Origin of the sequence: Oleiagrimonas sp. (genome assembly GCF_027858935.1) — a bacterium.
GTDB lineage: Bacteria > Pseudomonadota > Gammaproteobacteria > Xanthomonadales > Rhodanobacteraceae > Oleiagrimonas.
In genome coordinates this window covers 1-10,559 of record NZ_JAQIBU010000292.1, presented here as the reverse complement: position 1 = coordinate 10,559, position 10,559 = coordinate 1, and the positions used below count along the sequence as shown (strand labels likewise).

The following is a 10,559-nucleotide window of genomic DNA, read 5'->3' as shown; positions in this document are numbered from 1 at the left end:
GCCGGCGCCACGGTGCTGTGCGGCGGCAAGCGCAAGGGCAGCATGCTCGATGCCACCGTGCTGGAAAATGTCCCGCACGACGCCAAAATCAGCTGCGAGGAGGCGTTCGGCCCGGTCGCGGTGCTGGCCCCGTTCAAGAAGTTCGACAAGGTGATCGACGAGGTCAACGATTCGGACTACGGCCTGCAGGCGGGCGTGTTCACCAACGACCTGACGCGCACCATGCGCGCCTGGGACCGGCTCGAACAGGGCGGCGTGGTCATTGGCGACATTCCCAGCTTCCGCGTCGACAACATGCCTTACGGCGGCATCAAGCGTTCGGGCCTGGGGCGCGAGGGCATCAAGTACGCCATGGAGGACATGAGCGAACTGCGCCTGCTGGTCATCCGCGACGCCTGATTTTCGAAACGCTCGCGTTTAGGGGCATGCCATGTCACGCCATCCCGGCCCGGCCGGGATGGCGTTTGGTTATGCTGTGCATGGTATGCACGCGGACGTCGCGTGGACTTGGCCTGCGCCAATTCACCACCATAACCAAGGCTGCACGCCGATCAATGCGGCAATGGACGGGGACGACATCATGAATCCATCAATATGGCGTTTCTCAGACTGCTTGATCGACCGGACAGCGGCATGGAAACCGGTCCGCGCATGAACGATCGATGGACCCTTTCCGGGCCCCACCATCTCGAGGTGGAGATCCGCAAGAGCCGGTTCCGGGCCCGCGTGGCACCAGCCGACAACGTGGATGCAGCCATGGTCTTTCTGGAACAGGCATCCGACACCACGGCCAACCACAACTGCTGGGCCTACCGGATCGGTCAGGCCTATCGCTTCAGCGACGACGGCGAACCCGGAGGCAGTGCCGGAAAGCCAATCCTGCAGGCCATCGAGGGCCAACAACTGGACGGCGTGGTGGCTGTGGTCACGCGCTGGTTCGGTGGGATCAAGCTGGGCGTGGGCGGACTGATCCGCGCCTATGCAAGCACTGCGGCCGAGTGCCTGCGCCAGGCCCCGCACGTGCCGATCATCGCCACGCAACGAGTCCGGTTCAGGGTCGGCTATCCCGAGCTGCCGTTGCTCAAGGCCCGCACCCTGGAATGGCACCTGCGTATCGATGACGAAGCCTTCGGTCCAGGCGATGTCACCTTGACCGTGAACGTGGCCCTGGCGCACATGGAGCAACTCGAACACCTGCTGGCCGACCTCACCCGCGGCGCCAGCACCCTGCATCGACTCAACACGGACCCCGCATGAGCGAAACCTCCATCGACCCGACCTCCGGTCGTCCCGTGCGCAAGGCCCGTGACCTCGGCGACCTGCGTCGACTGTGGCCGTTCCTGAAACCTCACAAGGGACTGGCGCTGGGCTGGGTGGTCTTTCTGGGCTTGTCCTCCGGCGCCACTCTGGTGTTGCCGGTAGCGGTTCGCCACATGATCAACAACGGGTTCGCCGGTTCCGACCCGAGGGTTATCAACCGTACCTTCATCGGACTGTTCGTGGTGGCCCTTGTCATGGCGCTGGCCACGGCGGCGCGCTTCTACTGCATCACCCTGCTAGGCGAACGCTCGCTGGCGTCGCTGCGCAGCAGCCTCTATGACCATCTGATCCGCCTGGACCTCGGCTTTTACGAGAGATCCCGTGTCGGCGAGCTGATCTCGCGCCTGGGTACCGATACCGAACTGGTGCAGACCCTGGTCGGTTCAGGCATTTCCGTGGCGCTGCGCTCGGTGGTGATGCTGATCGGCGCGACCGTGGCCATGATCATCACCAGTCCGCGCCTGTCCGGATTGACCGCGCTGGTAATACCGGCCGTGATGTTGCCGATCCTGATCTTCGGCCGCCGCGTGCGCCGCCTGTCGCGGCATAGTCAGGACCGCCTGGCCGATGCATCGGCCATCGCCAACGAAACCCTGAATGCTGCCCAGGCCATCAAGGCCTATTCGCGCGAGGACACCGAGAGTTTGCGCTACGGGCAATCCATCCGTAACGCCCTGTCCACGGCACGGCGGCGCATCGGCATGAGCTCGGGCTTGACCGCCTCGGTCATTACCCTGGTGTTCGGCGCCATCACCCTGGTGCTATGGGCCGGCGCGCGCGACGTGCTGGCCGGTCATCTGAATGCAGGTGTCCTGGGGCAGTTCGTGATGTATGCGATCTTCGCCGCCGGATCCGTGGGCGCGGTCAGCGGCGTATGGGGCCAGGTCATGCGCGCGTCCGGCGCCATGGGGCGTATCGGAGAATTGTTCGACGAACAGGCGACCGTAAGCACGCCAGTCTCCCCCACTCCGATGCCCGGACGCGCCAAAGGTGCCATTCGATTCGAGGGCGTCGAGTTCCGCTACCCGACTCGACCCGAGACCGCCGCGCTTGAGGAATTCAGCCTGGAGGTCCAGTCGGGCGAAACCGTCGCGCTGGTGGGTCCCTCCGGCGCCGGGAAAAGCACCGTGTTCGGCCTGCTGCTGCGCTTCTACGACCCGCAGCGCGGCACGATCCTGCTGGACGGCGTGGACCTTCGCGCCCTGGCCCTGCCCGACCTGCGTGGTGCGTTCGCGCTGGTGCCCCAGGACACCGTGATCTTCGGTGGCAGCGCCGCCGAAAACATCCGCTTCGGCCGCAGTAATGCGGTTGAAGAAGAGGTCCAAAGGGCTGCCCTGGCTGCGGAAGCGGACGCTTTCCTGCGTGCGCTTCCACAAGGCTACGACACTGAACTGGGCGAGCGCGGCGTGCGCTTGTCAGGTGGCCAGCGCCAGCGTGTGGCGATCGCCCGCGCGATCCTGCGCGACGCACCAATCCTGTTGCTGGACGAGGCCACCTCGGCCCTCGATGCGCAGTCCGAAGCTGCGATCCAGCAGGCCCTGGCACGCCTGGAAAAAGGCCGCACCACCCTGGTCATCGCCCATCGATTGGCCACGGTACAGCGCGCCGATCGCATCGTGGTCATGGACGGTGGTCGGATCATCGCCCAGGGTACGCACGACAGCCTGCTGCGCGAAGGTGGCCTGTATGCGCAATTGGCGAATCTGCAGTTCGCCAGCTGATATTGAAACACCGCAAGTTTTTCCTGCCCGAACCACACGCGCAGAGCAAAAAAAACCCCGTGCCGCGGCACGGGGTCATCATGATCTCAACGTGGCAACGGTTGCGGTCAGGCCGCGTCCGTCACTCCCGACGCTTGCGCGCCCTTGGGACCATCCACCACCTCGAAACTCACTCGCTGGCCTTCCTTGAGGCTGCGAAAACCTTCGGATGCGATTGCTGAATAATGGACGAAAACGTCCTCCCCACCGTCCTCGGGTGCGATGAAACCGAAACCCTTGGCGTCATTAAACCATTTGACCGTACCAAAACGCATTGCTCGAAACCTCTCGATTGAACCGGAAGTGCAATACCACACGTACGCCCCTCGGTACGCCCCAATGCATTGCACGTGCGCAGTATCACCATGTTTTCATGCTTGATGCAAGTGGTTTTCACTTCAAACAAACTGACCTGTCTTCAGGATAATCACCGAGATAACCTCCCTCAACGGGGAAATGGCAAGGCAGAAAGAATATTCGGCACCTGCGCCGTGGCCGCTTCGAGGTGCTCCAGGATCTGTTCAATACTGATGACCTCGGCTTCCCCGCAGCCGGCGGCCCAGTTGGCCACCAGCGCCAGGCAGGCGTAGGGCATTTCCAATTCACGCGCCAGCACGGCCTCGGGCATGCCGGTCATGCCCACCAGATCACATCCGTCACGACGCATGCGTTCGATTTCCGCTCGGGTTTCCAGACGCGGACCCTGCGTGGCCCCGTAGCAGCCACCGTCGATCACCGACACACCAACCGCTGATGCAGCCTCGAGCAGATCCTTGCGCAATGCCGCATCGTAGGGCTCGGTGAAATCCACATGCTGCACCTGCGCACCTTCGACATCACAGAAACTGCTGGCACGACCATGGGTGTAATCAATGATCTGGTCGGGCACGGCCAATATGCGCGGGGCCATGTCCGAGCGAATGCCGCCCACGGCGTTCACGCCGATGACCTGTCTTGCACCAAGGGCATGCAAGGCATGTACATTGGCTCGATAGTTGACTCGATGCGGAGCCCATTCATGGTTTTCGCCATGGCGTGCCAGAAACGCGAAACGACAACCCTTGAAATCGCCACATACCACGGCACCGGATGGCATGCCGTAGGGCGTGTCCATGGCCACGCGACGGATATTCTCAAGACCCTCGAGGCGGTATAGACCGGTACCGCCGATCACTGCGTAGTCGATATCCTGGTTGTGCATGTCGCTGGCAGCCTTCATGCGCTCAAACCTCTCCCCTCAAGGCATGGATGGCCGGGAGATTGCGACCTTGCTCGTGATAATCCATGCCAAAACCGAACACATAGCGATCCGGGACATCCACGCCGTTGAAATCGGCAGCCAGTCCAGGCACACGACGATCATGCTGTTTCCTGCACAGGGTCACGACCAGCACCCGGCGTGCTCCCGCAGCCAGACAATATTCGCGGACCGCCTTGAGGGTATAACCCTCGTCCAGGATATCGTCGACAAGCATGACCGTGCGCCCGTCCAGTGCGAGTTGGGGCTTGCGCAGCCACTGGATATCGTGGCCTTGTGTGCCGCCGCGATAGCGCGTGGCATGCACGTAATCGAACTCCACGTCCGTACCCATCGCCAAAGCCAGTTGGCCGGCAAAGATCAGCCCACCCTGCATGACCGTCAGGAAGACCGCGCGCTCGCCATCCAGCTCGGCATCGATCTCTCGCCCCATGCGCGCAATGGCCGATGCCAGCGCATCTGCGGTAAACAACAGGTCGGCATCGCGCAGTGCCTGTACCAGCGAAGCTTGGTTCATGCGGAGTCTCCTGAAACTTCAAGTTCGGCCAGACGGGCAATGAAGACATCCCGCTGGGGGTTGTCCATCAGGGACGACCAGACCGCCGTGGCCTCTCCACGCATCGTGGCCACACGTTCGGGCGCACATGCAGGCAGCCCGCGGGCCGTGGCCAGAGCCTCCTCGACCGCCGCGGGCTGGCATGCCAGGATCAGATCGCAACCGGCAGCAACATGCGCCTGCAGACGCTTGCCGACATCGCCGCCCTCGCCAGCACCGGCCATGCTGATGTCATCGCTGAAGACCAGTCCCTCGAAACCCAATCCGGTGCGCAGGACATCCTCGATCCAGACCCCGGACTGGCCAGCCGGCTTTGTGTCCACGGCCGGATAAATCACATGAGCCATCATCACGGCCTCCACGCCAAGGCGAATGCATTCGGTGAAAGGCACCAGGTCGGATCTACGGATGGCCTCCAGGTCACGCGCATCGACAGCCTTTTCGACATGGGTATCCTCAAGCACTGAGCCATGGCCGGGGAAATGCTTGAGCGTGACGGCCATGCCGGCCATGTGCATGCCGCGTACATAGGCATCGGCCAGCTCGGCCACAACCTCTGGATGCGCGTGAAAGGCGCGGCTTCCGATAATCCGGTTGCCACGAGCCAGATCCACGACCGGTGCGAAGCTGATGTCGACATCCACCGCGCGCAATTCGCTGGCCATGATCCATGCGTGTTCCTCGGCCCGTGCACGGGCCTGTGCTGGATCGCGGTCGTGCAAGGCACCCAGTTTGGCAAGTGCCGGCAGACGCGTGAAGCCGTCGCGGAACCGCTGCACCACCCCACCCTCCTGGTCGACGCCAACGATGAATCCGTCGTCCGGACGCAGCTTGCGTATTTCGGCGATGAGTTCGCTCACCTGCACACGTGATTGGAAGTTGCGCGTGAACAACACCACGCCGCTGACCAGGGGCGAGGCCAGCTGTTCACATTCACGGTTCGTGAGAGTGATGCCTGCAATGCCGATCAACAACATCAGGTGTCCTCTTTGCCTTCGCGTTCGCGCACTGACCAGTGGATGTAGGGATGCGCGACCAGATTCACATTGTAGTAGCGGGCCAGCTGACTGACTTCGTGTCCGAGCCACCTGGGCCGGGGAACATGGGCATTGGTGGAATCCAGTTCCAGTTCTGCAACGATCAGACCCTGATTGTCACCATGAAACTCGTCGATCTCGAAAGTGCAACCATCGACATCGACAAGATGTCGCGTCTTTTCAATCCGTCCCGAACACAATTGATCCAGCAATTCGTGGGCTTCACCCAGCGGCACGGCATATTCGAACTCCGATCGCTCGATGCCCAGGCGCGCGGACTTGATGTTCAACCAGGCACGATCGCCGGCAATGCGAACGCGCACCGAACACTTCGACAAACCGGCCTCGAAGACCTTCGCGTCGACCAGATACCCCTGCTCCATCCTCTGGCTGCGCGTGACCGCATCTCGCCAGCCCTCTCCCGCGACCAGGAACTTGCGCTCGATCTCCCGACCCATCAGGCACGCTCGAACAGGGCAATGGACTCGACATGGGCGGTGTGCGGGAACATGTCCATGACACCCGCGGCCGCAAGCCGGAACCCGTGTTCACGAACCAGTATCGCGGCGTCCCGTGCCAGCGAACCGGGGTGGCAGGACACATACACCACTCTGCTCGTGGCCTTGCCAGGCAGATGTTCCAGGATCTTGTCGGCCCCGGCCCGAGGCGGGTCCAGCAGCAGCTTGTCCCAGTCCTGCCGCGCCCAGCTGGCGCCGCGCTGGTCCTCGAACAGATTGGCCACGTGGAACTGTGTGTTCTCGATCCCGTTCGCACGTGCATTGGCGGCCGCACGACGCACCAGTTCGGTGTCGCCTTCCACGCCCGCCACCTGCGCCACGCGGCGCGCCAGCGGCAAGGTGAAATTGCCCAGGCCACAGAAAAGGTCCAGCACGCGATCCTGCGGGCTGGGCGCCAGCAGGTCCATCGCATGGGCGATCATGCGCTGGTTGATGCCGGCGTTGATCTGCACGAAATCCAGCGGCTGGAATTCCAGTTCGACCTGATAATCGGGTATGCGGAAAGCCAGCCGCGGCGCCTCCGGCCAAAGCGGATGCACGCTGCTGATGCCGCCCGGCTGCAGGTAGATGGCGAAACCGTGTTCACGCCCGAAGGCCACAAGTTTCTCGCGATCCTGCGCTCCCAGAGGGGTCAGATGGCGAAACACGAGGGCAACGGTGTCGTCGCCGGCAGCAAATTCAATCTGTGGTATCTGGGCGCCGACCTCCAGGGTGCCCAGCATGTCCCCGATCGCCTCGATCTTCGGCCCGAGCGCCGGATGCAGGACTTCGCAACGACGGATGTCGGCTACAAACCGCGGGTTGGACTCGCGGAACCCCACCAGCACCCGACCCTTTTTGGCCACATGCTTGACCGACAGCCTGCCCTTGCGGCGATAACCCCAGACACTGTCGGTCAGGGGTTCCAGCCAGCGTTCGGGTGCCACCTTGCCAATGCGCTCAAAATTGTCGGCAAGGACATGTTGCTTGGAGGCAATCTGGGCGGCCGGTGCGAGGTGCTGCAGAGAGCAACCCGAACATTGTTCGTAATGCGCGCAGCGCGGTTCCACGCGGTCGGCACTGCGGGTGTGCAGCTCTTCGATCTCGGCCTCGTCAAAACTGCGCTTGCTGCGCACGATCCGCACGCTGGCGGACTCACCAGGCAGTCCACCACGCACGAACACTGCCTTGCCGTCGACATGCGCGACGCCGCGGCCATCATGACTGAGGTCGGTGATTTGAACTTCGACTTGGGTATTTTTCTTCATGGGCAAAACAACGCGCCCGGGCAACGGCCCGGGCGGTGAATGGATACGGGACATCTGGCGAGCGAACTACTTGCGCTTCCAGCTGCCCGTGCTACTGCGATAGTACCAGCCCTTGTGCGCCCGCTGGATCCACAACTGGGCGAAAGTCTGTCGAATACGATCCTGCCACTCGGGGTGGCCATTGGCCTTGGCGATATCGGCATACAGCTGGTTGCGGTCACCGTTCTCGGCCGCGACCACGCTCTTGACCTCGGCACGCTGCGCCATGGGTGCGGCCGAAAGATCGTGGACCTGGACCAGACCGTCCTGGGTGAAACCGACAGCACCATCATCAAGCAGTGTCTTCAACGAATCGCTGAAACGCTTGCGCATGCGCGCATGGATCGCGTCGATGGCCGGTGTATGGATCTTCAGGTTCGGCGAGTCGCCGGCATACGCAGCCGGTATCAGAAGGTCCAGCACCCTGGCCGACGGCATGCCGCCGTCCGGGGCGGGCTTGGAGGTCCCATCCCCTTTCGGGCCGTTCTGCGCCGGCTTCGGCGACGGCGTGCCCTGATCGATGACCGAACCGATGAACTGGTCCGCGGCCTTCTGTGCAGCCGCCGCAGGAAAATAGACATTGATGGTGACGCAGCCGACCAGTGCAATCAGCATGGTCAGCCCCAGACAGGCAAGAATCTTGCGCATGACACGATCTCCTTGAAGAACGCGAATAATCACACAGAACACACGGCCGGCGCATCCAGGCCAGCCTGCTTATTTCACCACCGGGCCACCACCATGGATGGCGGCCTCCAGGCGTGTCAACAGCGTTGGCCAGCTGACCCGTTTCTGGTGGCCGATCACGGTCAGATGGGGCAAACCGCTACCGTCGACGATCAGATAGCCACCGTTGTCGGGCTCCAGGCCACTCATATGGCAGACGCTGCCCTCCAGTGTGCAGTTGATGCCGATCCGGTCGTAGCGGAAGCTCTTGAACAGTTTCAGTATCGCCCCCTGCAGCCCCCCGGCCACGCCACCGCCACCCACGGAAGTCAGGTTATTCACGGCGCGCTGACTGATGCGCCCGCCGGAGTCGGCCAGCAAGTGGGCATCGAACCCGACCGGCTGCCAGTCGACCAGATGCAGTTGCTTGATCTGGCCTTGCAGATCGCCGGTGATCTTGCCGAAATCGAAGACGTCGGTCATGGCGCCCAGGTTGAGCTTGCTCAGGCTCACGTCCGCGGCGATCTCCGGGGTCCCGCCAAACGGATGCGTCAAGGAAAGTCGAGTGATATCCACGAAGCCGTCAAAGACATTCAAGGACAGGCCCCCCTGAAGATCGAAACGACCGCCGGCATAGTGCAAGCCCGGCATGGCGCCCGCCAGTGTACCGTGGAAACGCGGCCAGCCCAGGACCTCGCTCAAAGCACCCATGTCCACATCCGTCAACGAGGTGGCCATGTCCAGGCTCTCGCCCTGCCCGCCCTGTGGACGTATAGCAAGGGTGTTCACGTTGAGCTGACCGCCGAGTACGGGGATATCAAGGGGACCCAGCAAACGTAATGTGCCATTGCGACTCTGCCACTTGCTGCTGGACGCCCCGAATGGAATGCGGTAGATGCCGAGCTGCTTCCATTGCAACCCGGATACCGGCAGGGATCCCTTGCGGTTCCAATCCAGCCCGCCCTGGAGACCCTGGACACGAAATCGTCCCGAGCCATCGTCCAGATTCAGCTCATCCGTCTGCAAGGCGAACGAGCGAAGCCCGTCGCCAGCCAGCTGCAGTGTCCCGCTGAGGTTGCCGCTTGAATGCAGGTCCCGCAGACCCAGTGTGTCCAGCCATGTCTTGCCGTAACGTGCATAGGCTGCCGGAAATATCGCGTTGAAATGACTGATATTCATGCTGTGCAGGGTGCCGCCCGTGCCGAAAATGAAGCCACCGGACAGCACCAGCGCATCCGGATCGCTGAAGCGCAGGTGGTCCACGCGCAGGCTCTCACCCCTGGTTTCGAGCTTGAACCCCAGACTCACTGGGTGGGCAGGCAACTGGGCGTAGATCGGTCCAACCAGGACCTGCCCACCATTCAGGGTCGCCGCCAGCGAAAAGCGGTTGCGCTTGGCTGCAGCATCCATGGTGAGATGTCCGTCCATCTTCAATGCCTGGCCGGCCAGCGCGCCACCATCAAACCCGACATTGTCGGCATGCAGGGATGCCGAGGCCTGCATGCCATCGGGCTGGAAATCCATGGCTGCAACACCAGTAACCTGCCCGGAGGTGATCTTGCCCTTCCATGCATGCAGCAGAAAGCCCTGGATCCACGCCAGCGGCATCCGGACCAGGTGCACCTGCAGATGGGTCGTCTGATCCAGCGGCATGGCCAGCTGCACGGACTGTCTGGATGAGCGCGCCAGATCAAGTTCCAGGGTATCGCTGGCGATATCCAGAATCAGTTTGAAACTGCCGCCATGCTGCATCAGGCCGCCGGGAGCGCCCTTGATCAGGACCGTGCCGCTCCAGGACCAGTGGTCCTGTCGGGTATGGGCAAGTTTTCCGTCCAACGCCAGCCTGACCCGGCGCCAGCCCAGTTTCGGGATATCGGCCTGTGCCGCAACCAGGGAGAGCTGAAGCTGACCATCCCCCGCGAGCTGCAAGGTCGAATGCACCTGGCGAAGCGCAATACCGCCAGGCAATGTGATGGCATCGGCGTCAAGCGTGGTTGTGGCAATGGCCGACACCGGACATGAAATGGCCAGCACCAGCAGGATCACCAGTGCGAATCGTGAACAGGGTCGACTTGATCGGACGTTCATCGCAGGCCATTCTGCCAAACTCTTCCCTAACGGCACTTCAACGGCCATGTCCGAAGAAACGCAGCTGCAT

At 62.4% G+C, this 10,559-nt stretch carries 11 protein-coding genes; 3 read left to right on the top strand and 8 right to left on the bottom strand.

The features are described 5' to 3' along the window. The 3 genes from PF446_RS10775 to PF446_RS10765 all read left to right on the top strand — a co-directional run. On the top strand, positions 1-399 hold a 399-nt coding region (locus PF446_RS10775), incomplete at its 5' end, for an aldehyde dehydrogenase family protein (protein WP_298071424.1). A gap of 195 nt (positions 400-594) precedes the next feature. After that, positions 595-1,257: a YigZ family protein gene (locus PF446_RS10770; protein ID WP_298071423.1), complete on the top strand. Its 663-nt coding sequence runs from the start codon at positions 595-597 to the stop codon at positions 1,255-1,257. Beyond that, complete coding sequence (locus tag PF446_RS10765; RefSeq protein ID WP_298071422.1) at positions 1,254-3,041, top strand: ABC transporter transmembrane domain-containing protein; 1,788 nt, start codon at positions 1,254-1,256, stop codon at positions 3,039-3,041. The genes PF446_RS10770 and PF446_RS10765 overlap by 4 nt, the downstream gene beginning before the upstream one ends. Positions 3,042-3,148: 107 nt before the next feature. Here the strand turns inward: PF446_RS10765 and PF446_RS10760 are convergent, their stop codons facing one another. The 8 genes from PF446_RS10760 to PF446_RS10725 form a co-directional block, all read right to left on the bottom strand. Next, positions 3,149-3,355, bottom strand: a complete 207-nt coding sequence (locus tag PF446_RS10760; protein ID WP_298071421.1) for a cold-shock protein — start codon at positions 3,353-3,355, stop codon at positions 3,149-3,151. Positions 3,356-3,525: 170 nt separating this feature from the next. Beyond that, on the bottom strand, positions 3,526-4,281 hold the full coding sequence (locus PF446_RS10755; protein WP_298071425.1) for an S-methyl-5'-thioinosine phosphorylase: 756 nt from the start codon (positions 4,279-4,281) through the stop codon (positions 3,526-3,528). Between the two features lie 22 nt (positions 4,282-4,303). After that, positions 4,304-4,855 (bottom strand): hypoxanthine-guanine phosphoribosyltransferase, encoded by a 552-nt coding sequence (locus PF446_RS10750; RefSeq protein ID WP_298071420.1) that lies wholly within the window; start codon positions 4,853-4,855, stop codon positions 4,304-4,306. Then, complete coding sequence (gene nagZ, locus PF446_RS10745; RefSeq protein ID WP_298071419.1) at positions 4,852-5,871, bottom strand: beta-N-acetylhexosaminidase; 1,020 nt, start codon at positions 5,869-5,871, stop codon at positions 4,852-4,854. The genes PF446_RS10750 and nagZ overlap by 4 nt, the downstream gene beginning before the upstream one ends. Next, positions 5,871-6,389 (bottom strand): CYTH domain-containing protein, encoded by a 519-nt coding sequence (locus tag PF446_RS10740; RefSeq protein ID WP_298071418.1) that lies wholly within the window; start codon positions 6,387-6,389, stop codon positions 5,871-5,873. Before PF446_RS10740 ends, nagZ begins: the two co-directional genes overlap by 1 nt. After that, positions 6,389-7,696 (bottom strand): 23S rRNA (uracil(1939)-C(5))-methyltransferase RlmD, encoded by a 1,308-nt coding sequence (gene rlmD / locus PF446_RS10735; protein WP_298071417.1) that lies wholly within the window; start codon positions 7,694-7,696, stop codon positions 6,389-6,391. The genes PF446_RS10740 and rlmD overlap by 1 nt, the downstream gene beginning before the upstream one ends. Positions 7,697-7,762: 66 nt before the next feature. Next, the gene (locus PF446_RS10730) at positions 7,763-8,383 is read right to left on the bottom strand and encodes a YdbL family protein (protein WP_298071416.1); all 621 of its coding nucleotides are present in this window, start codon (positions 8,381-8,383) and stop codon (positions 7,763-7,765) included. 69 nt (positions 8,384-8,452) lie between these two features. Continuing rightward, positions 8,453-10,489, bottom strand: coding sequence for a hypothetical protein (locus PF446_RS10725; protein ID WP_298071415.1), 2,037 nt, complete (start codon positions 10,487-10,489; stop codon positions 8,453-8,455). Positions 10,490-10,559 lie beyond the last annotated feature (70 nt).